28 protein-coding genes are annotated in these 22,261 nt (G+C 50.3%); 13 read left to right on the top strand and 15 right to left on the bottom strand.

The window, feature by feature from the left end; translation table 11 throughout:
• Nucleotides 1–32: 32 nt before the first annotated feature.
• Nucleotides 33–1,463, top strand: a complete 1,431-nt coding sequence (locus MRBBS_RS16270) for a sigma-54 interaction domain-containing protein (protein WP_041635685.1) — start codon at nucleotides 33–35, stop codon at nucleotides 1,461–1,463.
• 1,214 nt (nucleotides 1,464–2,677) lie between these two features.
• Here the strand turns inward: MRBBS_RS16270 and MRBBS_RS19225 are convergent.
• The 3 genes from MRBBS_RS19225 to MRBBS_RS16260 form a co-directional block, all read right to left on the bottom strand.
• Nucleotides 2,678–2,785 (bottom strand): DUF1127 domain-containing protein, encoded by a 108-nt coding sequence (locus tag MRBBS_RS19225; RefSeq protein WP_227497687.1) that lies wholly within the window; start codon nucleotides 2,783–2,785, stop codon nucleotides 2,678–2,680.
• A 343-nt stretch (nucleotides 2,786–3,128) separates the two neighbouring features.
• Nucleotides 3,129–3,536: a hypothetical protein gene (locus MRBBS_RS16265; RefSeq protein WP_041635349.1), complete on the bottom strand. Its 408-nt coding sequence runs from the start codon at nucleotides 3,534–3,536 to the stop codon at nucleotides 3,129–3,131.
• Nucleotides 3,537–3,642: 106 nt separating this feature from the next.
• Nucleotides 3,643–4,074 (bottom strand): MAPEG family protein, encoded by a 432-nt coding sequence (locus MRBBS_RS16260; RefSeq protein ID WP_041635348.1) that lies wholly within the window; start codon nucleotides 4,072–4,074, stop codon nucleotides 3,643–3,645.
• Nucleotides 4,075–4,176: 102 nt separating this feature from the next.
• On the opposite strand from MRBBS_RS16260, the gene MRBBS_RS16255 reads away from it, so the two are divergent.
• Entirely contained in the window at nucleotides 4,177–4,836 is a 660-nt protein-coding gene (locus MRBBS_RS16255; RefSeq protein WP_014872679.1) for a TetR/AcrR family transcriptional regulator, read from the top strand.
• A gap of 157 nt (nucleotides 4,837–4,993) precedes the next feature.
• Here MRBBS_RS16255 and MRBBS_RS19220 read toward each other — a convergent pair whose 3' ends face one another.
• From MRBBS_RS19220 to MRBBS_RS16230, 6 genes are all read right to left on the bottom strand, one after another.
• Nucleotides 4,994–5,401 carry a GFA family protein gene (locus MRBBS_RS19220; protein WP_083847080.1) on the bottom strand — a complete coding sequence of 136 codons (408 nt, stop codon included), beginning with the start codon at nucleotides 5,399–5,401 and terminating at the stop codon, nucleotides 4,994–4,996.
• A gap of 128 nt (nucleotides 5,402–5,529) precedes the next feature.
• Nucleotides 5,530–5,994 (bottom strand): DMT family transporter, encoded by a 465-nt coding sequence (locus MRBBS_RS16250; protein ID WP_041635347.1) that lies wholly within the window; start codon nucleotides 5,992–5,994, stop codon nucleotides 5,530–5,532.
• A 49-nt stretch (nucleotides 5,995–6,043) separates the two neighbouring features.
• Nucleotides 6,044–6,268: a 2-hydroxymuconate tautomerase family protein gene (locus tag MRBBS_RS16245; RefSeq protein ID WP_014872676.1), complete on the bottom strand. Its 225-nt coding sequence runs from the start codon at nucleotides 6,266–6,268 to the stop codon at nucleotides 6,044–6,046.
• Between the two features lie 46 nt (nucleotides 6,269–6,314).
• Nucleotides 6,315–6,926, bottom strand: coding sequence for a DsbA family protein (locus MRBBS_RS16240; RefSeq protein WP_050996749.1), 612 nt, complete (start codon nucleotides 6,924–6,926; stop codon nucleotides 6,315–6,317).
• Between the two features lie 23 nt (nucleotides 6,927–6,949).
• A complete protein-coding gene (locus tag MRBBS_RS16235) occupies nucleotides 6,950–7,315 on the bottom strand; it encodes a nuclear transport factor 2 family protein (RefSeq protein WP_014872674.1) in 366 nt (121 codons plus the stop codon).
• A 15-nt stretch (nucleotides 7,316–7,330) separates the two neighbouring features.
• Nucleotides 7,331–7,939 carry a glutathione S-transferase family protein gene (locus MRBBS_RS16230; RefSeq protein ID WP_014872673.1) on the bottom strand — a complete coding sequence of 203 codons (609 nt, stop codon included), beginning with the start codon at nucleotides 7,937–7,939 and terminating at the stop codon, nucleotides 7,331–7,333.
• A gap of 200 nt (nucleotides 7,940–8,139) precedes the next feature.
• On the opposite strand from MRBBS_RS16230, the gene MRBBS_RS16225 reads away from it, so the two are divergent.
• A complete protein-coding gene (locus tag MRBBS_RS16225) occupies nucleotides 8,140–9,048 on the top strand; it encodes a LysR family transcriptional regulator (protein WP_014872672.1) in 909 nt (302 codons plus the stop codon).
• A gap of 21 nt (nucleotides 9,049–9,069) precedes the next feature.
• Here the strand turns inward: MRBBS_RS16225 and MRBBS_RS19710 are convergent, their stop codons facing one another.
• Entirely contained in the window at nucleotides 9,070–9,234 is a 165-nt protein-coding gene (locus tag MRBBS_RS19710) for a hypothetical protein (RefSeq protein WP_014872671.1), read from the bottom strand.
• Between the two features lie 98 nt (nucleotides 9,235–9,332).
• Here MRBBS_RS19710 and MRBBS_RS16220 point away from each other — a divergent pair, with 98 nt between their 5' ends.
• The 3 genes from MRBBS_RS16220 to MRBBS_RS16210 all read left to right on the top strand — a co-directional run bounded on the left by MRBBS_RS16220 (nucleotide 9,333) and on the right by MRBBS_RS16210 (nucleotide 11,441).
• Nucleotides 9,333–9,740 (top strand): transposase, encoded by a 408-nt coding sequence (locus MRBBS_RS16220; protein WP_014872670.1) that lies wholly within the window; start codon nucleotides 9,333–9,335, stop codon nucleotides 9,738–9,740.
• Nucleotides 9,737–10,483, top strand: a complete 747-nt coding sequence (locus tag MRBBS_RS20515; protein ID WP_014872669.1) for an integrase core domain-containing protein — start codon at nucleotides 9,737–9,739, stop codon at nucleotides 10,481–10,483. Before MRBBS_RS16220 ends, MRBBS_RS20515 begins: the two co-directional genes overlap by 4 nt.
• A 178-nt stretch (nucleotides 10,484–10,661) precedes the next feature.
• Entirely contained in the window at nucleotides 10,662–11,441 is a 780-nt protein-coding gene (locus MRBBS_RS16210) for a hypothetical protein (RefSeq protein WP_014872668.1), read from the top strand.
• 504 nt (nucleotides 11,442–11,945) lie between these two features.
• On the opposite strand, the gene MRBBS_RS16205 is transcribed toward MRBBS_RS16210, so the two are convergent.
• Complete coding sequence (locus tag MRBBS_RS16205; RefSeq protein WP_014872666.1) at nucleotides 11,946–13,073, bottom strand: zinc-binding dehydrogenase; 1,128 nt, start codon at nucleotides 13,071–13,073, stop codon at nucleotides 11,946–11,948.
• Between the two features lie 135 nt (nucleotides 13,074–13,208).
• On the opposite strand from MRBBS_RS16205, the gene MRBBS_RS16200 reads away from it, so the two are divergent.
• From MRBBS_RS16200 to MRBBS_RS16190, 3 genes are all read left to right on the top strand, one after another.
• Nucleotides 13,209–13,646: a hypothetical protein gene (locus MRBBS_RS16200; RefSeq protein ID WP_014872665.1), complete on the top strand. Its 438-nt coding sequence runs from the start codon at nucleotides 13,209–13,211 to the stop codon at nucleotides 13,644–13,646.
• Between the two features lie 109 nt (nucleotides 13,647–13,755).
• Nucleotides 13,756–14,031 (top strand): hypothetical protein, encoded by a 276-nt coding sequence (locus tag MRBBS_RS16195; RefSeq protein WP_014872664.1) that lies wholly within the window; start codon nucleotides 13,756–13,758, stop codon nucleotides 14,029–14,031.
• 323 nt (nucleotides 14,032–14,354) lie between these two features.
• Entirely contained in the window at nucleotides 14,355–14,825 is a 471-nt protein-coding gene (locus MRBBS_RS16190; protein ID WP_041635344.1) for a hypothetical protein, read from the top strand.
• A gap of 445 nt (nucleotides 14,826–15,270) precedes the next feature.
• Here MRBBS_RS16190 and MRBBS_RS16185 read toward each other — a convergent pair whose 3' ends face one another.
• A complete protein-coding gene (locus tag MRBBS_RS16185; protein ID WP_041635343.1) occupies nucleotides 15,271–15,948 on the bottom strand; it encodes a hypothetical protein in 678 nt (225 codons plus the stop codon).
• A gap of 50 nt (nucleotides 15,949–15,998) precedes the next feature.
• On the bottom strand, nucleotides 15,999–16,322 hold the full coding sequence (locus MRBBS_RS16180; protein WP_041635342.1) for a hypothetical protein: 324 nt from the start codon (nucleotides 16,320–16,322) through the stop codon (nucleotides 15,999–16,001).
• 99 nt (nucleotides 16,323–16,421) lie between these two features.
• Here MRBBS_RS16180 and MRBBS_RS16175 point away from each other — a divergent pair, with 99 nt between their 5' ends.
• Nucleotides 16,422–17,315, top strand: coding sequence for a LysR family transcriptional regulator (locus MRBBS_RS16175; protein WP_014872658.1), 894 nt, complete (start codon nucleotides 16,422–16,424; stop codon nucleotides 17,313–17,315).
• A 97-nt stretch (nucleotides 17,316–17,412) separates the two neighbouring features.
• Here the strand turns inward: MRBBS_RS16175 and MRBBS_RS16170 are convergent, their stop codons facing one another.
• The gene (locus MRBBS_RS16170; protein ID WP_014872657.1) at nucleotides 17,413–18,306 is read right to left on the bottom strand and encodes a LysR family transcriptional regulator; all 894 of its coding nucleotides are present in this window, start codon (nucleotides 18,304–18,306) and stop codon (nucleotides 17,413–17,415) included.
• A gap of 132 nt (nucleotides 18,307–18,438) precedes the next feature.
• Between MRBBS_RS16170 and MRBBS_RS16165 the strand changes: the two genes are divergently transcribed.
• Nucleotides 18,439–18,984 (top strand): carboxymuconolactone decarboxylase family protein, encoded by a 546-nt coding sequence (locus tag MRBBS_RS16165; RefSeq protein WP_014872656.1) that lies wholly within the window; start codon nucleotides 18,439–18,441, stop codon nucleotides 18,982–18,984.
• An 84-nt stretch (nucleotides 18,985–19,068) separates the two neighbouring features.
• The gene (locus tag MRBBS_RS16160; RefSeq protein WP_014872655.1) at nucleotides 19,069–20,649 is read left to right on the top strand and encodes a 2Fe-2S iron-sulfur cluster-binding protein; all 1,581 of its coding nucleotides are present in this window, start codon (nucleotides 19,069–19,071) and stop codon (nucleotides 20,647–20,649) included.
• 19 nt (nucleotides 20,650–20,668) lie between these two features.
• On the opposite strand, the gene MRBBS_RS16155 is transcribed toward MRBBS_RS16160, so the two are convergent.
• Nucleotides 20,669–21,136 carry a MarR family winged helix-turn-helix transcriptional regulator gene (locus MRBBS_RS16155; RefSeq protein WP_014872654.1) on the bottom strand — a complete coding sequence of 156 codons (468 nt, stop codon included), beginning with the start codon at nucleotides 21,134–21,136 and terminating at the stop codon, nucleotides 20,669–20,671.
• A 246-nt stretch (nucleotides 21,137–21,382) separates the two neighbouring features.
• Between MRBBS_RS16155 and MRBBS_RS16150 the strand changes: the two genes are divergently transcribed.
• Nucleotides 21,383–22,225, top strand: coding sequence for an alpha/beta fold hydrolase (locus MRBBS_RS16150; protein WP_083847078.1), 843 nt, complete (start codon nucleotides 21,383–21,385; stop codon nucleotides 22,223–22,225).
• Nucleotides 22,226–22,261 lie beyond the last annotated feature (36 nt).

The raw sequence follows: 22,261 nt of genomic DNA, 5'->3' as shown, positions 1-22,261 counted from the left end.
ATGAATCAATGGTATTGGAAAGGGAGCTCCAGGTGAGCGACATCGACAAGCATGTGCTGGAGACCATCGTCGAGACGGCCAGCGATCACTTCTTCATCGTCGCCGGCGACGGCCAGATACTGGACGTAAGCCCTGGCGCCGCTGCGGTCTACGGTCTTTCACGTCGAGAGCTGATGGGCACAACGGTGCAGGAGCTGGAGGCGCGTGGCGTATTAAAGCCCTCCATTACCCTGGAAGTCATGCGAACCGGAAAGATGGCGCAGCTGATGCAGGTGACCGGTACCGGGCGGAGTGTGATTGCCGAAGCGTATCCGGTGTTCGTTGCTGGCCGTCTCGAGCGAATAGTCAGCCGTTCGCGGGACCTCACAGATCTCCAGCTGCTTCAAGACGAATATGCGCTGCTGCAGAAACGCTTCAGCGAGCATCTGAAACGTCACCGTTTGCCGCAAGGTGCCGATGACCAGGCGCTGGACGATGCCTTGGGCGAGCTGCGCGTGCGCAGCGGCGTCATGCGGGAAATCGCCCTGCTGCTCAAGCGGGTGGCGCCCTCTGATGCCACCGTGCTGATGCTGGGGGATTCCGGCGTTGGCAAAACGGCGTTCGCCCGGCAGCTACATCGCTGGAGCCGACGTGGCGATGGCCCTTTCATTGAGGTCAACTGCGGAGCGATTCCCGACAATCTGTTCGAATCGGAGATGTTCGGTTATCAGGCTGGTGCGTTCAGTGGTGCGGCGCGCCAGGGAAAGGCGGGGCTGCTTGAGCAAGCCGAAGGTGGCACTGTCTTTCTCGACGAAATCGGTGAGCTGCCGCTGTTGATGCAGACCAAGCTGCTCAGGGTCATCCAGGACGGAATTCTGACCCGCCTGGGCGACACGCGACCGCGCCGGGTCGATTTCCGGCTGGTGGTGGCCAGTAATCAGGATCTGGCGCGTCGGGTTGAGGAGGGCGGTTTCAGGCTCGATCTGTATTATCGTTTGAATGTGATTCCGATCACGCTGCCGCCACTGCGCGACCGCCGTGAGGACATTCCGGCGTTGGTCGAGGTGTGCTTGGCGCAGCTTAACCAACGTTATGGGCGTCAAAAGCTGTTGCATGCCAGTGTCTGGCCCGAGCTTATGGGTGGCGACTGGCCGGGCAACGTGCGCGAGCTGGAAAACTGGCTGGAGCGGGCCTGGTTGTTAACACCCGGGGATCAGATCGACGCATCGGCGGTAAGGGCGTGCGGGATCACTGATGAGCCTGCGCCTGCGGGCGTGGCGAGTGAGAAAACGATGCTGACCGGCATGGCGGACGGCGAGACCTTGAAAGGCTATCTGGCGCGCGCCGAGCGACAGGTACTGGCCAACCTGTGCGACACCTTGCCGACGACCTACGCCATTGCCGAGCGCCTGGGCATTAGCCAGCCCAGCGTGGTGCGCAAGCTTAAGCGTCACGGACTCAAGGCCACCAAGCCGCGCGATTGAGGGGCGGTGGAGAAGCCCAATCAAGGGTTGGACGACGCGACATCCCAACAAGACCATACCCTAGCCGCGCTCTTAACGAGTAAGAAAATAGTGACTGTCCATTCCAAGATGACCTGCCATGCCAGCGAATTTAACCCTACAGTAACCTCACATTTCTCGACATGAGGTTACCTCTGTGAGAAATCGTCGCACCCCAGAACAAGGGTAGATTGGAGCGGTCGAGCACTTTGTGACAACCCAGTTAAGCGGCTTTTCTCCATTCAACAACGGCGGCTTCGTAACCTATCGGGCTGATATAACCCAGCGTAGAGTGCAGCCGTCGACTGTCAGGGCATTCAAGGGAGTTGGTGTCAGGATTATCGTGATTGAGAGTGAAAGCTTATGGCAGATCTATTTCTCCAAGCCCAAAACACAGACAGAAAAAAGCCCCGACTAGCGGGGCTTTAAAGTTCTATGAGTTCCGGTGTAATCCCGGTGCCTCAGGAGTTGGTGGAGGCGGCGTCACGCCAATAACATCGGCAAAAAACTGATAGTTAACAATTAAATTTGTATATAAGAGATAGTTACCCACAAAAAAGTTGGTCTTAGGCTCAGCGGGCGAAGAAAATTTGAACCTCTGACCTCCACCTCCCGAGGGCAGATTATTGCTTGGTTCTGGGATGGTGGCAATTGGGTTAAAGCGAGGTTGTTCATATAATTAGGTGCTATTTTGGCTTTTCTTTAAAGCCCTTTTTAAACCAGTAGTTGCATCATTTAAGTCGGTTTCGGGCACAACGTTGTCTGATCATCGTTGTCTGAAATTAACCAGTTTGACGGTTGCCCAATAGCGCATGATAAGTACTCTACGCGCGCACTTATCGGTAAGCAACGTACTTAATTCTGTCCGGTTTAGGATGTCCGAAATTGGACATCTTGTGTGTTGTCATTCCAGTTCTGGCTAGACCTAATTGGGGGTCAGGGTCACGGGTTAAACGATCGGCGTGAGGCATCTTGGGATTCGCTTCATGCACACCAATCGCAGTGTGAAGCAAGCCGCCCCTTTGCCGCCACACCACGGGGAAGGCGACCAGCTTTACGCATCTTCGCGGTTCCAAATCGGCGAATCGACCAAGCCCCCAACGTCACCATGTATCTCTTTGGTGCGTGACAGGAGATGCGGCCAAGAAATTCAGCGCGCGGCCTCACTTTTCCCAAAATGGTTTACTTGCCTCTTGTTAAGCATCGCTTCTGGAAATGCCAATATCCCGGAGCATGTGATCAGGTAGGCGAGCCAGCTGCCTGCGAGTACGCCAATTGATCTGCCACTGAACGAGCCGACGAATCAGGCTGCCCGCTGTCCTTCGGTGATGCTGTTTAGTTCAAGCTAATTGTTTCTTGTTAAACTAGGCGCAACAAACGGGTTAAAATTAAAGACGATTAACCTGGATTTCGTCAGAAATTCAGTGATGAACAATACTGTTTGGGGATGTTCAAGTTAGAGGCGAGAAGGTCAACAGAACGTTTCACTGCAGGTCGGGTCGCGTCATGACCGCCACCGGAACTGCATCTATTTCCGGGAATTGGTAAATAGCTTTACAGTCCAAATAAGAGTTTGAAGAAATCCCCCCCACAGGAAGAACCAGGCCCACAAAGTTGTTACTACACATAATACGTAAAAATGCTTTATCATTTTTCTCTATACGTACTTGAGCGCAATGCAAGTATTGCTGCCCCAACAGCTATAGCAACAGCTACACCTGCTGCAAATGCAGCGAGCTCCATGCCTAATATTGTTTTGCTCATGTTACCCGACAATATTGAACCACTATAAAAATCTTGAATCCCATGAGCAACTAAAACACCGCCCATCACTAGGACAACTAAAACACTTGCCAGTCGAATATTATCGTTGATCCAAGCCAGCCAGAGGCAAAGCAAACCAATCCCGCAATTAGTTATCAGCTGCCAAACCTCATGAAATCTGGCATGTGCGGGCCAGCTAGAGTTAAATACATGAGAATCATTAACTTCCAAAACTGGAATAACTACCGCAAAAATAAGTACGCAAAAGGTGATGAGTATTCTAGATATCATTTTAGCTCCTAACGCTGGCCGTAAAGGCAGGCAAAGCGGTGTGGTTTTTTAAAACTGGCGCAGCCATACACGAAGATTTACAGCTTTGGCTGTCAGCTGGCACTGCTTATACCGCTACTATGTCTGTCGCTAGTTGCCAAGCTGTTTGGAGGAGCATCGCAATCAACACAAAGCACCCAAGCATGAACAGCCGTAATCTCGTCGGGACATAATTGGAACCAATATGCACATAGGCATGAGCGAATCGACTCAGCGCGAACAGCCATGCCAGAACTATGGCAACTATGCCGACAGCATTAATGCTATAGAGCACCAGGCAGAGCACGTAGAACAAGACCGGCACTTCAAATTGGTTGGCAATGTTGTTGGAGACCTTGACCACATCCTCAGGCCATACTCGATTGTTTAATGCCGCCTGTTTCCGATTTACTTCACCGGTCTTTACGGCCTTGGCCTTCCTCGCCCCAAGCACAATGAACATTGTCAGGGTCAGTAAAACTTGCGCTAGCACAGGCCAAATAATGTGATTTGAGTTCATTGGATTTCTCGTTGTTTTTAATAAATCAATTGAATGTCTAGCTCGAGGCTTTGGCCCCTCAAGGGCTAACTTCAGCTGGCTAAATTTCAAGCCGGTGTTAAAATGGACAGTGTCAGTTTATTGGGCAATATGGACGGTGTCAATTTGAAAGTGAAACAAAAACGTACTGCAGGGCAAAAGCACGGCGACCTAAGGATGGAACTGCTTAGAGGAGGGTTAGCACTGCTCGACGCTCAAGGAGTAGAAGGCGTCACTATTCGCGCCGTAGCACGCAATGCTGGCGTGGCCCATTCAGCGCCCGCCAATCATTTTCGAACCAGGCAAGCAATGCTGACAGCCATCGCTGCAATAGTGTTTGCCGACCTAGCAGATCTAACCATAGAAGCGATAACGGATTTAGCGGATACACCAGAACAGGCTATTCAGGCCTTCGCCGAAACCTGTTTCAAGTTTGCTTTCGACACCCCCAATCGCTATCAACTACTATGGCAACGCCAACTGATCGATCAAGACGATCCAGCTGTCGCCAGCGAAATGGAACGCGTCTACTCAGCCCTGCTTTCATTGCTTAGGCAAGACCCTATAAAGCATCGCGTGGACATTGAGACAGACGCAATTGCCATCTGGTCAATGATTCACGGTTACATAAGCATGCGACTGGATGGAAACCTTGTGGCTGCTGAAGATTCTGTGGCTAACCTTCCACGACACAAAGCGATTCTGCTGTCACTCATTGACGGCATTTTTCACCGTGACAGTTGAATGGCATGAGATGCGAAACTCTCGAGTGGCCGGTGGAGGGCTATCAGGCCCGGAACGAACTGGAACTCTTTGTTGGGCGACAACAGCACAAGCACTGATGTCGTGTTTGACAAGCCTCTTCAAACGCTTGTTACTTTTTCGAATTCAAGAACTGTTTTTACTCTGGAAAACCCGGAAACTTGGCTACTGTCAAACTGCTTTTGTACCATTTAGTTTGCTCGGAGCAAAAAATCCGGGCATCTATTTTTTTAGACGGTTCTTCATTTAAACTACCTGCTGGCACTATTAATGACTTACCATCTTTCGAAAAAAATGGTAACCCGGAGCCACAGTTTTCACAAAATGCTTTAGAGAATGAACGCTCCTGATGATCATAGCGTTTTATTTTATCTGTCCCATTAATCCAATTAATATTTTCAGGTGACGTAAATAGATTGGATGCGTGAGCAGTACCAGTTAGCTTTCTGCATTGTTCACAATGACAAAGATAAAATTTACTAAAGTAATCTTCAAGTGTGAAAGCAACGTCGCCACAACAACAACTTCCTGTAATTATATTGGCCATAGCAACCCCCATATTGAGTGAATTATTGTGAACATAAATCTTACAGCAGCGGCATAAAAAAGCGAGGATTTATTATGCCGCTGCTGTCTATAATTTTATAGGTCCTGGGCCTATGGAGTACATACAACTCATGATGAAAAACGACCAACAGTAAGAAATACACCAGCAATCATTAAAGCTAATCCAGCCAAACTTTGACCAGAAATTGAGTTTTGTAGGGCGCCGAATAGGCCGAAGTGGTTAATAGCAGTCATCGAGAGAAGCTGCCCTAATAGCACTAACGAAATGGCATTAGCAACACCAAGTTTTGGTATAACCCATGTGATACTGAGAATATAAAATGCGACAAACAGGCCCCCCATATAAAATACTATGGGAATAGTTTTTTCAACGGGAGATTTAGGAATGCCACCCGAAAAGAATAAATACGTCAGTGAAGCGACAGCGCCTACTATAAACAGAATAGAGGTCGCTAACGCTGGGCTATCAAGCTTTGACCCCAAGCCACTATTTAAAGCCGCCATAACAGGGATCCCAAACCCTGCGACACACATGAGCAAAACATAAAATATGGGCTGGACTAAATAGTTCATTGCCATTCCTTCTCAGTTAATGTGCTCGAAGTTTTGGAAAATGGGTGGTTTAGGTTTTATCTGCTGGCGACGTTGACGCTTGCCTGCGCAACTCAGTGACTTGCTCAAAGCCAATGCCCCAATTATCGGTGTTCACTTCCTCGATAATGACAAAGGTGGTTGTCGGACTTTTATTAAGTACATCCACAACTAATTTTGTAGCGCCTGCGATCAGGGCTTGCTTTTGTTCGCTGGTGACACCTTCATCGGTTACTTTAATGTTGACATATGGCATGATTTGTTCCTTGATGGTTCTGGTTCTAGTAGTTTGGTTAAATAATCTATCGCTGTATAGATTTTAAGATCTGCTCGAAATCGTTAACCGACTTTGATCCGGAGATCAGTTTGCTATCGTTAACAACAAAGGCAGGAATACTCTGCACCGCTAACCGCTGTATACGCTGATTTTTAAGCAGCAGCTGTTTATCGACAACACTTGAACACAGCACTTGTTTTGCCTTCGAGCTATCAAGACCTAATTGCTCGACGAGATCTATAAGTATCAACGGGTCGCCGATATCCAATCCGTGCTTGAAATAGGCATCTATCAATAGCTCATTCAGTTCTTGCTGACGACCATAGCCTTCAGCCCAGTGCATCAATTGATGCGCCTTGCCACTGTTGTAGTAATGGGTGCGCTTGGAGAAATCGATACTTACACCAGCCGACGCGGCCACCGCTGTAACATTTTCCTTATAGTTGAGTAATTTAGACTGATCCCACTGGTGCCGACGCTCAAAAAAACGATCGATTGACTCGCCCTTTTCACTCATATCAGGGTCAAGTTCATAGGGTAAGAAATGAAAGTCAGCTTTGATATTTAACCGGTGAAGTGCTTCTTTCATATGGCTGTACCCTATAGGGTACCAGGAGCAAACTACGTCGTGAACCATTTCTATCTTTAGCGTTTCCATTATCATTCTGCTTTTAAATCAGTGTACATTTTAGTAACGATCTTCCAGCACCCATCTTCTTTGAGCAGGCCTAAGAAATCGATATAACGATGTTCAAATAACGGACATTCCAGTTTCACCATGGCCTGGTCTTTGATGACCTCTATCGATAATAACTTGAAATCATAAGACCTCCCCTGCTGCGAAGGGACCGGGCGACTGGCGACTGCCGACAGCCATTGCTCGAGACTCCGACGCGAACCCGGTGCCTTCAAGAATGCATCGGCGTGAAAAATAGAGCGTAGCTTTTCCACATCGCCATAGTGCAGGCCGTCAAAATAGTCCTGCACTATGTCGTAAAGTAACTCGAATTCATTGATAGAGGTCATGCGCTTGCTCCTGTCTTAAGCGGCTGACCGGGTTTGTTCGGCGGCAAGCGAACGCTGAAAGCTGGGCATTGCCTGCACCGCATCTAACATTCGTGATGTGTTGCTACCTTGCGTAATCGTGACAGGGAAATGTGCACTCCAGCGGGAATATACTGCGAGCATGAAATCGGCAGCAGAAACCCGCTCACCGCCAAGATAATCCCGTCCTGCCAGTTGTTGCTCAACAACCTGCCACAGCGAATTAATGGCCTCGGCAGCGGCAGTAAACGCGGTTTCTCTGGCGTGTATATCGGTGATGTGCTGGGCGATAAAAAACAAGCGGCTATAGGCGGGATGCATTGTGGCATTGGCAAATAAAATATCTTCGATAGCCTGTTCACGGCTGGCACCACTAGTGGGCAGCATGTGGTTTTTATGTTTATTAAGCAGGTGCAGCAAAATGGCGGCGCCTTCTCGTAACGTACTGTCGCCATCAATTAGTACTGGGACGGTACCGACGGGGTTGATGTCAGTAAAATTACTCAGTTGCTGTACGTCGACAATTTCAACGGGCTGATCCAGTTCATGCAAGACCGCATGTGTTGCTAGCGAACAGGCGCCGGGTAGGTAGTAAAGTGTGTACATAGTTTTCTCCTAGGGGTTCATAGTGTTCAAGTAAATAGACCCTGCTTCTGATCTTGCTAGCAGCGACGGAATGAACTGTAGATCTTTTTACTGTCTCTATATACCGCTATAATAAGAACTATCTGTTCTAAAATTGGAAACAAAGATGATTGCGTCACCCCACCTATCACTCTGTGTATCAATCGGGCAGGGCTTCATTGATGGATAAGCTACGAGCGATTAGCTTGTTTGTCAGGCTGGTAGACCTAGGGAGCTTTACCCGAGTAGCTGAGCAGATCAATGGTTCGAAATCCATGGTCAGCAAAGAGATCAGACGTCTTGAGGACGAGCTGGGCGCGCGCTTGCTGCATCGCTCAACCCGCAATATCCAGCTGACTCATGTTGGTGAAGGTTATTTACAACGGGCTAGGGAGATATTGGAAAAGCTCGATGACGCTGACAATTTTGTAGAAGATATCCAGCAGTACCCTCGTGGCAAACTAAAGATCAACGCACCCATGGCGCTAGGTATTACTCACCTATCATCCTTGTTTGCAGATTTCATGCGGGCTTATCCCGACATTGAATTGGATATTCATCTTGATGATGAGAGCGTTGACCTAGTGAAAGAGGGTTTTGATTTAGGCTTCCGCGCATCGAGCCGTCCGGTTGATTCGCACTATGTTGGCAGACCGCTGATCAATTTCAACTACCGAGTTCTTGCTTCGCCCCAGTATCTTGAAACGCACCCTGCCATTACCCTGCCGCGAGACTTAAAAGATCATAATTGCTTTGTGTATAGCTACTTTCAGAGCAAGAACGTCTGGCCGATAGAAGATGGTATTCTTATTCAAGGGACACTGCGTGTTAACAGTACGATCTTTATGATGGAGGCAATTAAAAAGGGCCTCGGCATTGGCTTTGTCCCGGACTTTGTCTGTCGAAAAGCGCTGATGAAAGGCGAGGTTATCGAAGTGCTGTCGGATTCGAAAAAAACTAACCTAACACTCTATGCTTTATATCCTGCTCGACATCTTGTACCGGCAAAACTTGTTCAGTGTATAGAGTTTCTAGAAGCCTGGTTTGCAGATAGACAGAACGGTGAAGTCATGGGTAACTCGGACATCTAGCGCCTCAATCCATCGGCCGCATTACACGTTACCGTGGTGTCGACTCACCAAACTAAGCCATATCGCCACACCATGATTCCTGATTTTAATCATGGTATTGAGCACCACAATCATTGTTCTCATGCAGGCGACAAGGGCGACCCGCCGAAACTCTTCGGTATAAGCCGGGGTCTTCTTGCGGCTCATGAAGCACCTCCATGCTAGCCCTGTCTGTCAACCTCAGTCCATACACCCGGTCTATGAGTTAACATAGATTTCAGGGCGCGGATTGAGGAGTGTAAGCAATGCCAAAACCTGAGTCACAAATACCCGATAATCACATTCTGCCAGACAGTCAGTTGGAGGAGCGGACCCGTCGTCGGTTTTCCACGAAGTACAAGCTGAGAATACTGGCAGAAGCAGATCAATGCGGCCACGGGGAACTCGGCCCTTTATTGCGCCGTGAAAACCTCTACAGCAAACAATTGCGGGATTGGCGTAAGCAGCTGAAAGTCGGGGACGAGGCTGCTTTATTCAAGTCTGCACCGGGGCCTAAAGCATCAAAAAAACCGGATCAGAAACGCATTGAGCAGCTAGAGAAAGAGCTGGCTAAGACGCAGCACCGTTTGCGGGTGACGGAGGACTGTGTGGATCTCCAAAAAAAAGCCTTGTTGATGCTCGATCTGTCGAACAATGGAAGCGATCCATCATGACCGTCTTTGAGGCGCGCCCGGCGCACATTCCGTTCCGCTTTGCCTTTGAGGCTTTGGGACTGAACCGAAGCACCGTATACGCATGGCGACGACGTCAGAGCACAGCTCCAGACCCAGCCAGGCGCTCTCTTAAAACGACGCCGCAACCCAGAGCGCTTTCAACATCGGAACAGGTGCAGATACGTGAGCGAATGAACGAGCCTGAGTTCTGTGATCAAACGCCGTATCAGGTCTATCACAAGCTGCTGGACCGTGTATCGCCAATGATCGCCGAGAACTTTCTTGATCTGATGGCCGATGTGGGTGTGGTCTGCAGCCACGGTCGCCCCAGAGTCAGTAATGACAATCCATTCAGTGAAAGCCAGTTTAAAACACTCAAAACGCAACCCGACTTTCCCGGACGCTTTGACAGCCCGGAATCTGCACGTCTATGGGCGGTGGACTATTTTTGCTGGTACAGCCACGAACACCATCACAGCGGGCTGGCTGGCTTTACAACGGCTCAGGTCTACACCGGCAATTATAAGACCGTGAGGCAGGTGCGACAAGCAACGCTGGATCGGTATTACAAAGACCATCCAGAACGCTTCTGCCAATGGAAACCAAGGGCCGCGTTACCGCCGGAAGCTGTCCACATCAACCCCATCACTTCGGAAGCACCAGAGGGTGAGACAAGTACCGCTGTAAACTTCCCAACGTTACCGGCAGCACGAAAGGCGCTGGAGCGGGCAAATAGAGGTTAACGTTTTAAAGAGCTGTCCATATGAGGTTGACATGTCCCCTCGCCGCTATTTTGGACAGCAAAACGTCACAGTCTTCAGAGGAAAATGTAGTGAAAAACCAGAAAAAGTGTAACTAACCCAATATGCAATTTATTCAATCAATTATGATTTTTTCACATGTAACGAGGGGACTAGAGGGATGAACAACTACATCATCAAGGTGGCCGACACATTCTGGAATATTCGCGGGTCGTTCAAGCTCGGGGGGCGTATTGATATCGGAACGCAGGCCTCCCTGGTACAGCTTGCCAGTGGCAACTTCGTGTTCCTGGACGCTTACGCTTTCGATGCTTATCAGCAGGAGACGATCAACTCGATTGTTGGCGGTGCCAGGGTAGAGGCCATTCTCAATGTACATCCCTTCCACACCGTTAATGTCGAGAGAATGCACGAGCTTTACCCCCATGCGAAACTCTACGGCACAGCCCGGCATCGTAACCGGTTCCCGAATTTACCCTGGGAATCCGAATGCACCGAGCACGATGCCCTTCATGAAAAGTACCGTGATGACCTGGAGTTTTCAGTGCCCCGGGGCGTTGTGTTCATTTCCGACAACGAAAATGTGCACTTCTCATCCGTGCTGGTGTTCCATCCCGAATCGGGTGCGATCCACGTGGACGATACCTTTGGGTACGCAGAGCTGCCCGGTTGGCTCCCGAGGCTGGGCGCGAAAGGCCTTGTGAGTCTGCATCCCACGCTGCCGCTTGCGCTGGAAAAACGTGCGGGAGCGGCGAGGGAATTCCGGGAATGGGCACAGACCCTGTTTTCCGACTGGGGTGCGGCAACAACGCTGTGTGCCGCGCATTCGGCACTGCTGCAGGTGGAGGCTGGTGCGCCATCCCTTCAAACACGACTCAAACGAGCGCTAATGGTCAATGAACCCATCCTGCGAGCCCATCAAATGCTGTATGGCAAATAAGAGGTTTTACCCCGTTACTGCTGTCACTTCTAAAAGAACTGGGCTGTTATCGAACCTTTCAGTGCTGCTTAAATTGTTCAGATGTCTGACCGAGTAAACCGCCATCGGAAGACTTCACTGAATAGTAAAGTCTGGCCCTTCTGGATCGTAATTTACGCTCACTCAAAGGCAAAACCGCCAGTTTCATGTGCCCCGGTACTGACCTGAACTACCCAATAAAACAGCAACCATTGTCGGAGATACTTCGAGACCTTCCAGTGAAGCACTCTGACGGAACATTCCCGACCAATTCCATACTTCCATTTGGTTACCAAGGCGTAAAGCCACGTTTAGCTGCCGACGCCGAGAATTGCTGCTGGGAGAACAAAGCCTCGGCAACTGCACCGGTCTCTAACAACAGACTGACCTCAGCTCGTATCTTAAACAGCACGAAAAGAGATTCCGGCTGCTGGAGTCAATCTGACTCCAGCAGCCTAGGATGGCCTTGCGGCCAGAGATCAAACGTTAGCTCTGTGGTTTGATTAGGAACTTCTCTCCGGTAGCCTGTTTGCCGTAAACCGCGATCGCATCCAGTTGTAAAGCACCGGCCAGGGATACTTCGTGAGTGTAGTGGCTGGCGAACGTGGTTTTGATCTCGGCGGCTATGCGTTTGCGCATGGCGATGGTGGTTTCCTTGCCCAGTTTTCTTAACGCATTAAACAATAAAAAGCCGTTCACACCCCAGGCAAAGCCAAAGCTGCGGTTTAGCGTGATGGGGCCGCGATCAAGCCCGCCATAAATATAAACCTGTTTATAGATGTCAGATCCATACACGCTGTATTCAGTGATGTTGCGAGCGACGGCGGCTTCCATGCAGGTGAGAATATCACTAGCCAATTTACCGCCACCAATAGGGTCGAACGCGATAGTCGCGCCGGTTTCGATCAGTGCTTGGGTCAGGTCTGCCATAAAGCTGTCGCTACTGGAGTTAACCACGTATTTGGCACCCAATTCGCGCAGCAATGCTTCCTGTTCTGGCTTGCGGACGATATTGACCAGGTCGATGCCGTCGGCGATGCAGATGCGGTTGAGCATTTGTCCGAGGTTAGAGGCGGCGGCAGCGTGAACGATAGCCTTGTGACCTTCAGCGCGCATGGTTTCTACCATGACCAATGCCGTCAGCGGGTTAACAAAGCTTGAAGCGCCTTCGGCTGCAGTCGTACCCGGCTCTAGTTCCAGACAGCTTTGCACATTGGCACAGAGATATTTGCGGTAGCTACCACCGCCAATTACCGCAACGGTTTTGCCCATCAAGCTTTGCGCAGCGGCTGATGAGCCCGCAGCGACGACTGTACCGGCCCCTTCGTTGCCTACGGGTATAGGCTTGCCAACCCGCTTTCTAACGGCACCCATGAACTTGGCCGGGACATCGGCACTGATGACTGGGCGATCGGCGCTACCGGATTGGCTGGCAGTCGTCATATCGGCCGCGCTGAACATCACTCCCAGGTCAGATGGGTTAATAGGGGCGGCTTCGATGCGGATGACCACTTCGTTTTCGCCGGGCTGGGGAATCTCGATCTCGCGCAGGGCAAGTTCCAGTTTGTTGTCTTCGCTAATGGTGGAAATAAGTTCGATGTTGGTGTCCGACATTTTTTTCTCCTGAAAAAGTTAGGTGGCCTGGCACTTCACTAACCGGTCTTACCTCATAAAATGAGGGGCAAGCCCTTAGCGCCTGCGTGACCCGCGCCGCTGGACTGTCTGATCGTAGCGGAAAACTGGGGTCAGATGAGCATTTCACCAAGCAATAATGTTCATCTGACCCCCAATTACACCGATAATGAGCAGGCCGCTGAATATTTGCGGACCCAAATTGGGCCACATGACGGTTTTGTTGAATGGGTGGCATTGCGGCCCGACGGTTTGATTGATGAAGCTGAAGTATCTGACTACGAAGTGCATGCATCGCCGACACGAAGCGTAATATTTGATGCTGGCAAGACCAGCCGAATAAACGTGGGTTATTTCATGACCGAGTTGATCACTGATGACATTACTTGGAGCAGATGGGTGGGACAGATGCTGGTGATTTATAATGTTGCATCAAGTGCAGGCACGGCAACGCCTTCTACATTGCGCCTTCGGCTCCATTTCAAGGGCGCGCATGCTGCAAGCGATGATACCAAAGAACGGCCCATTTTGGGCTGGCAAAAAGGACTGCTTTAAGAACAAAGCCTCGGCGACTGCACCAGTCTCTAACAACAGACTTTCCGAATTTTTGCGTACCTTTCCTGCTGTAATCGAGCTATCTACCTTTCGTCTCAAAACGGGCAGCGTGTCAGCACCCACCCTCTCGATTTGCGGGTTCCGGTACCTGAGTGACCGCTGGGCCGACCTGAACGAACTGAGCGAACTGAACGGTCGCATCCATCGGCGCATGGTGCAGCGCGGGCATGCCATTCCCAGCACAACAATGGTCGACGGCATGCTGGCGATTCGGCCGTGTTTTATAGGCGCAAGAACAACGCTGAAAGAAGCCGACGAACTCGTTAATGAGGTTTTGGCTATTGGCCACGAAGTGGCCCGAATGGATGAGCAGGCAGTTGGCTAAGCTATTTTACTCACACGGCGCAGGCGGCGAAACTTATCCGAGGTTTTCGGGGTCAAGGCGCTGATGCCCCCAGCGAGGGCGAGTTTGACGTGGCTTTTGACCAGAGCTTTAGAGTCGTGCGCCGGTTTCGGATTACCAGCTTGCGTTCCCAAAAATATGTGCAATTGTTAATTAACTACGTCAACACGCGTATCAATGGAGTGTGCTAGCGCGACCCTTCTTCAGCCGCAGTTTTGTTGAGACCAATGCGCCAATGCAGGTCATCCCGATTCCTGCGTGGGAAGTCCTACAAAAACGGATAAAAACTGATAAGGATCGCGATCATGAAAAAACTATACACCGGCGCCATTGGCGCTTTTGCAATCTGTTTAGTGTTCACCGCCCAGGCAGATACCATGAATGTCGAAGGCACGATCTACTGGGTACAGATTTCACAGGGACAAGCTGTAGAGATGCCGAATGGGACAAAAGGTAGAACGCTCATGAGAAACCATGGAACCGTGGTTCGGGCAAACGGCGACGTATCAAGCCAATGGTGCACTGGGCATCAGGGCGTCCTTGCTTCAGGACAGGCTGGAGGCGCTGGCTATTGCACAAGCATTTCGGACAACGGCGACATGATATATTACTCATATATGCTTGGTGAAGAAGGGGAACCGGTGGCCTGGACAGTAATGGGCGGTAGTGGTGCATTTGAAGGCGCCACCGGCAGTGGAACGTCGACCACTACGTCCCGTCGCGGCGATGGGCAAGCCTGGACCAGCCAATCTAAGGGAAGCATCACGACAATGTAGCTGTCTTGGGAGGAGCGGGGTCTTTCGAGCGCTCGCTCCCCGATGGCTCGTGGACAAAGCTTGCTAGCGTGGCACGTCTGGACTGAGGCAACATCCTATTTGGATGTCCTTTGCGCCGCTTCAGAACTAAATCTCTCTAACATCAGTACAAAACACCTCGGTTTATGAAGCGTGAAACCTACCAGGCTGAGCCTTTTCGTTTTCTTACATCGAGATCGAAGCAGTTGTTCACCGCTCAAATTTGAATAACCACTACGGTCAGACGACCACAAAAAGAACTAAATTTCCCGGTCATCAGAAGCACCGGCACGCCGTCATCATGTTGAAATTCCAAAATGTCGCAATTGAAAAGGAAAATCGGGACAGATTTATTTTCCCAATTTTAGGGAGCTGCCCTGTGTGTCAACCTCAGTTTCTCAGAACGACCCAGAGCGGACGTCAAAGTTTAGCTACCGTAACCAGCGAATCTCTTGTGAGAGAAAAACAGGATTTTGGCTATCCAATATAAGATGGTGATAAGTATGACCATGGTTGGTATCGTAACGATGAGTAACAGCTGTTCTTCCTGCATGCTCTTAAGATTAGCGCCCAGCATTTTCACGATTTTGTCGGTGAATGCTAAAGCCGCCCATACCAGTGAAAAGCCAATGCGCCAGACATGCCGAATAATGCGTTGAGTGCCAGAAAGCCCTGACTGGTAAAGGTTACGGATGTCCCCGAATGCGCAAAGAATCGCTAAACCACCCCAGATCAGATAGGCAAGGGGCGCTTCTACCCCGCGCCAACTTATACTGATAGAAAATGCAGTAATGGCGAAACCGACAACCCATGTCAAAGCAATTACTTCGAGGAGACCAGTTTCATTCTTTTTATGGTGAACGGCTAGCCAGGCGGTAAACACGGTATACATCACGAACGCACCCAACATCATGTCAATGATGGAATCTTTGAGGTACGCGGCTGCAATACCAGAAGTCAGCATGATCATTATAGATACAGTAAACCAAGAACCTGCTTTTCTATGAAGTGCACTGCCTTTCTTGGCGAACATGGCAACGACAGCTGTCACCAAGACGAGCGTTCCCGTGGGGGTATGTATTGCCCAAACAATGATGTCCTTCAATTGTAAAGTCCCAGGTAAAAGTTAACTAAAGATTGGATGACTGGAGTTGATTAACGTGCATTCAATTGCTTGACAGCCAGGTAGCCGTATTGCGAATTGCCGTGCTCCCGCGCCAAGTATTCGTAATGGGTGTAAGCGATCTCGCTCTTACCTAGCCTCTCGTAAGTCTTTGCTTTTAAGTAAGTCAATTCGGCTTTTTTTTCAGCCGACATCGCGTCTGCGTTTTCTGCCTGGGAGATCAGCGCCAATGTACGTTCGTATTGTTGAAGATTATAGTGCTTATATGCTTCGGAGATAGAGGCAGTTTGAATCAGGCTTGCACATCCGCCGAGTGATAGCGTTGCTACGAGTAGTACAAGGGCAGGAGATTTCATCTCTATTTATCCTGTGAATGTGATTTCTGGACAAGAATCCTACCAAGACATAAATAAAAGCAATACAATGAAACTTGGACTTCAGGTATGCATATTTGTATGGATTGGAAATCAATAACATTCGACTGGAACCGTGCTCGGGCTTTTTTGGTAACGGCGGAAGAAGGCTCCCTGGCTGCGGCAGCCCGGTCAATGGGAATGACGCAACCTACCTTGGGGCGACAGGTGGCGGCCCTGGAGAGTGAAATTGGATTCGATTTATTTACCAGACGAGGTCGAGGCCTTGAGCTAACGCCCAATGGCATCAAATTGTTAGAACATGTGCGGCTCATGGGTGATGCCGCTAACCAGTTTTCTTTATCGGCTTCGGGTAAATCGGATTTAATCGAGGGCGACGTTAGCATCACCGCTTCAGAGCTCCTTTCCACGTTTATGCTGCCACCCATGATCAAGGCGTTACGGGAGCTGGAGCCTGGCATTGAAATCGAAATATATTCAACTAACGAACAACGTGACCTCAATCGAAGAGAGGCTGATATTGCGATCCGGAGTGTTCGTCCGACACAGCCGGAGTTAATTGCAAAAAGACTGTGCAGTGTTCGAGGTCATCTCTACGCAGCCAAAAGTTATCTGCAGCAACTGGGAAATCCTCCATCGATCGCCGAGTTGAACAAGGCGAACTTCATCGATACTGAGAAACCAGGCCGTCTGATGACTTTGCTCAATTCGCAGGGCTTTAGTCTGACTAGACAGAATTTTCCAGTTATTTCAAATAGCCATATTGTTCAGTGGGAATTGGTCAAACAAGGTATGGCCATTAGTGCCACAGTAGAAGAAATTGGAGATAACGAACCCCTAGTAGAACGTGTCGTTATCTCGAATCTTCCTCTGATCACCATGGACCTATGGCTAGTTACCCACAATGAATTGAGAACCAACCCTCGAATCAGGCGAGTCTTTGATTTCATGGTGTCGGAGTTTGCTGATTATTAGCACTGCCTGGGAACGACTGCCATTGGTTGGAGCTCGCCGCCCAAGCCAGAATTTTGAGGGTATGCTTTTACCACCTAGCGAGTCAGTATCTACTGAATCAGTCAAGCGCGTTTTTTAGGCTGTCATAAAGGCAGTCAATGAATGCTCGAACTTTGACAGGAACGGTTCGATCTTCACGATGGATTATGTGCACAGGGATTGGCGGCAACTCCCACTCTTCAAGGACAACCTGCAGTCTACCGTCAGCAACAGCGGGTCCTACCTGATAGGACAGTGCCCGAGTAATCCCGAGGCCATTAACGGCTGCTTCGATAACAGCGTCATTCGATGTGGCGGTCAGTCTCGGTCTTACTTTTACGCTGATTTCCCGGTTTTCAGCACTAAATCTCCAGGCTGGAGAGAAGTTTCCTGTTCTGGCTGCAATTAGCGCGTGATTTGCCAAATCTTTTGGTGAGCGGGGAATACCCTTGGCCACCAGGTAGTCAGGGGAACCGACCAGAACCGTACGGACTTCCGCAACTTTCCTGGCTCGAATGCTGGAATCCGGCAATCGGCCAATTCTCACGCCCACGTCTACACCTTCTTCCAGCATATCAACGATGCGGTCAAGGAAGAGGGCGTCGACGGTCATGTCCGGAAACTTTTTGAGGAACGTTGCAATGCCGGGCATCACGTGAAGGCGACCAAACATTGCGGGGGCTGTTACCACAAGATGTCCCCTTGGCGCAGCTGCTGTTCCCGAGATGGTTTCCTCTGCATCTGTAATATCGGACAGGATCCGTTTGACATCTTCCAGATAGTGAGCCCCGGCTTCAGTAATCCGGACCTGCCTGGTTGTGCGCTTAAAAAGCTGAACGTTCAAATCTTCTTCCAGGGAGGAAATGGCGCGCGTAATTGCCGGCCCTGAGAGGCTCAGTCGTCGAGCCGCCGATGAAAAGCCTCCTTCTTCTGCGACGGCAACCAGCACCTGCATCTGATGAATTCGGTCCATTCAATTATTACTCCAAGCGAAATAATGTTCTGTCTTTTGCGATTATTCTCCAATTCTCCAGAAACAGCCATAGTGATAGCACGTTCCGAGATAACACCGGAACGCTCAACAAATCATCAGAGGATTGGAGCTATGAGCCGTATTAATGTCGTTGAAAAAGGTAATGCAACATTTGAGCAGGCGGAGTTACTAGAAGCTATCCAGGGGAAGCTAGGTATGGTGCCTAATTTTCTGAAGGTGTTTGCAAACTCCCCCTCGGCCCTGCGGGCTTTTCTGGGACTGCATTCCATCTCAGAAGAAGGCAGCCTGGATCTGCAAACCCGAGAGCGGATTGCGTTGACCGTAGCTCAGCAAAACGCTTGTCAGTACTGCGTCTCTGCTCACACGGCGATTGGTCGGAAAGCGGGACTCAGTGGCTCGGAGATTGAGGCCAACAGAGCCGGTAGCAGCGGGGACGCAAAGGCCGCTTCAGCCGTGAAGTTTGCGCGGGCGATTGCCGAACACAACGGAGACGTGACCAACGCTGAGCTTCAGGAGGTCCGGGATGCAGGCTTCTCAGAGGCAGACATTGTAGAAATCATCACACACGTTGGTATGAACGTTCTTACCAACATTTTGGGCAAAGCCAGCCGGGTCGCGATTGATTTTCCGTCTGTTGAACTTGAGCTTAGCCACTAGCGTTGGTGGCCGGGATGCGTTGTTTGATAGAGCAGCAGCGTCTCGGCCTTCCATAAAGATCATCTGGAACCAAGAGAGAAAACCATGGCTCATAAATTTGCGGAGATTGCTTTTACTCAGACGGTTAGGCGGGTCCAGGAGGCAATGGGCAGTCGCTCGGGTTATGCGGCCATGGACTCGGGACCTGATCATAATAACCTGCTGAGTGAGCGCGAAAAGGCCTTCATTGAAGCCCGAGACAGCTTTTATATGGCGAGCGTTAGCGAGACCGGATGGCCGTATCTGCAGCATCGTGGCGGGCCTGCAGGTTTTCTGAAGGTTCTCGATCAGTCGACGCTTGGGTTTGCCGACTATTCCGGTAACCGACAGTACGTCACGACAGGGAATGTCCTGAAAAATGATCGGGTAGCTGTGTTTTTCATGGATTATCCGAATCGCGTCCGGCTGAAACTGCTTGGGCGGATGGAGCTCGTGGATGCCGATGACACCCCCAAAATGGTGCGTCTGGAAGATGATGGTTATCGAGCTCGCGTGGAGCGGGGAATGATCATTCACATCGAGGCGTTTGACTGGAATTGCCCGCAACATATTACGCCTCGTTACAGCCAGGCCGAGGTGGACAAGCTGATCGAATTGGAGCGCGAAGAGAATCGCGATCTGAGATCCCGGGCAGAGCAGTTGGCATCGCCGAATATCTCTAAGATCGGGGAGGGGGAGCTTGAGCTGATTGTAACTGGTGTGCGACAACTCGCTGACAGGATTCGGGCATTTGAGCTAAGAGCGCCCTCCGGAGAACCACTACCAGAAATCAAGCCAGGGGCGCACATCGAAGTGCCCGTTGTTTTGGGCAGCAGTACAAACGAGGTCCGCCGATACTCCATTGCCTCCAATCCAAACCGCAGAGACGTTTATGAGATTGCGGTATTCTGCGAGCCCGATGGTCGGGGAGGGTCGGACTGGATCCACAAGAACTATCAATTAGGTAGCGTTTTGGGGGTCTCCCTGCCAATCAACTACTTCGATATCCAAACTGACACAAATCCAGCTGTCCTGATTGCCGGTGGTATCGGTATCACACCTATAAAGTCGATCGCTCAGGCGCTGCAAAACCAGACTGTTGATTTCGAGCTTCATTACACCGGTAGGAAAGCGTCTGCAATGGCCTACCTTGACCGACTACAAAGGGAGTTCGGGCCAAGAATGACCAGTTACGTTGGAGATCTCGGGCAGAGAATGGATCTCGAAAGAGTTTTGGCGAGCGCGCCTGCCAACGCCGAAGTTTATGTCTGCGGCCCCGCGAAATTGATTGATGGGGTACTCATCGCTGCGAACCAACTCGGAATCGATCGGGAACGCGTTCACTTCGAACGCTTTGATGCGCAGGTTGGAGCCGACGCCAGACCGGTTGAAGTGACGCTTTTGCGATCCGGAGAGGTGCTTCATGTCACACCGGACCAGACACTTCTGGATGCCATTCTGGATGCAGGTGTCGAGATTCCAAACAGCTGCCGTGTTGGCCAGTGTAAATCATGCGCCGTCAAGGTTCTTGCTGGCGAACCAGAGCATTGGGATGAAGCACTCTCACCCTTCGAACGCGATAGCGGGGGCCTGATGTGCCCGTGTGTTTCGCGCGCAAAGGGGAATTCTCTGGTCCTCGATATCTAGTGGCTGCGAATCCGCGAGTCTAGAGTGTGGACTTAAGTTTGCCGCTGTATCGCCAGAGTTTTTGTGCCATTTCCGCCCAGTCATCCTCTCCAACCAGGCTGGTAAACTCCTCATGAGCTTCTTCCCATTTGAGCAATGCTTGCTGGAATATTTCTTCGCCCTTAGTCGTGAGTGACAGGCCCAAAGAGCGTTTGTGGCCTGTAGGTTGAGATTGGAGCAGGCCTTTGGCTATCAGCTTTTCGACAGTCCGTTGCAGTGATGTTCTCTCCATGCCAAGCAGATCCGCAAGCTCGTTGATGGAGTTTGGTGGTGATAATTTGATGGCATTCAATATGGAAAACTGAGTGATGCGAAGACCGGTTTCCGACAGGCTGTTGTTATAGTGGCGGGTTACCAGCCTTGAAAACACCCTTGAATACAGCGCCGCACACGTTTGGGCGACATCCAGAGGCGTCGTATTATGGCTGTCGGATAAGTGCTCGGACATTACCGGTTCCTGCTTCATGAAGTGTATATGCATTATGGTAGGTTCACCCAACGGGAATGTCTACTGCCACTGGTTGAATGGCGTAAATCAGTTCCTTCTCCTCGGCATTTATCAATATCAAATTCACGAAATTTCCTCTTGCGCTACCTATTGTAGTGTATATACACTTAACAAATGGAATTTGAGAGTCCGTAGTTGATTCCGAGTCATACCACATTGTTGAAGTTCAGTCGGAGGGAAGGTCACATGAGTGTATCACTAAGCTTGCTGCAAGCTTTTTTTGGCATATATAGCCGATTGTCACCCCTGGGAGCGGCTCGAAAAGCTGTCAAGCTAATGACCAGTCCCCGGATTAAAGAAGAACGACGGAGGTCATCGATTCCGTTGTTTGATCAGGCCGTGCAATTGAGTGGAGGAAGCGTTTTGTCCATCCACGGCAACGGTCAGAAGAAGATGCTGCTGTTGCACGGATGGTCTGGCTGGATCGGGCAATTCAAAGATCTGATCAGTCAGCTTGATCCGAATGAGTACACCATTTATGCGGTTCATCCTCTGGGGCATGGGGAATCTCACGCAGAAGAATCGCATCCCGGGCGGTTTATTGAAGCCGTTCTGGAAGCACGTGATTACGTGGGAGTACCCTTTGATGTTGCTATCGGGCACTCCCTGGGCGCGGCCGCGCTGGTGTATGTACAAGCAATGAAAAGCTGTTTCGACCGTTTGGTACTAGTTTCAGGCCCGGCAACGATTGAGGGGGTACTGAACCGGTTTGCCCGATTCGTGAATCTTGGCGAAAAGAGTAAACGACTTTTCATCCGTGGTATGGAAACAACGGTAGGGTTGGATGTTAACCGGTTAGATCTGGTCACGCTCGCACCAGCAATCATGCAACCCACGTTGCTGGTTCACGACGTTATGGATCAAGAGGTGCCAGTCATTGAATCAAAGGCGCTGAATGAGGTTTTCCCGCGCAGCCGGTTGTTCGAGACCAGTGGGTATGGTCATAGCCGACTTTTGCAGAACCCTGATGTGATTGGCGAGATCGTGAAGTTTATCCATTCACCCCGCCCGGCCCTGATAAGCATCTGAGCATAGGAAAAAGTGAATAGCGTAGGGCGTCGAAGC

The sequence above is a fragment of the Marinobacter sp. BSs20148 genome, from assembly GCF_000283275.1.
GTDB classification, from domain to species: Bacteria; Pseudomonadota; Gammaproteobacteria; order Pseudomonadales; family Oleiphilaceae; genus Marinobacter; species Marinobacter psychrophilus.
Note: the sequence above shows the minus strand (reverse complement) of the source record. Positions and strands in the feature narration are given on the sequence as shown.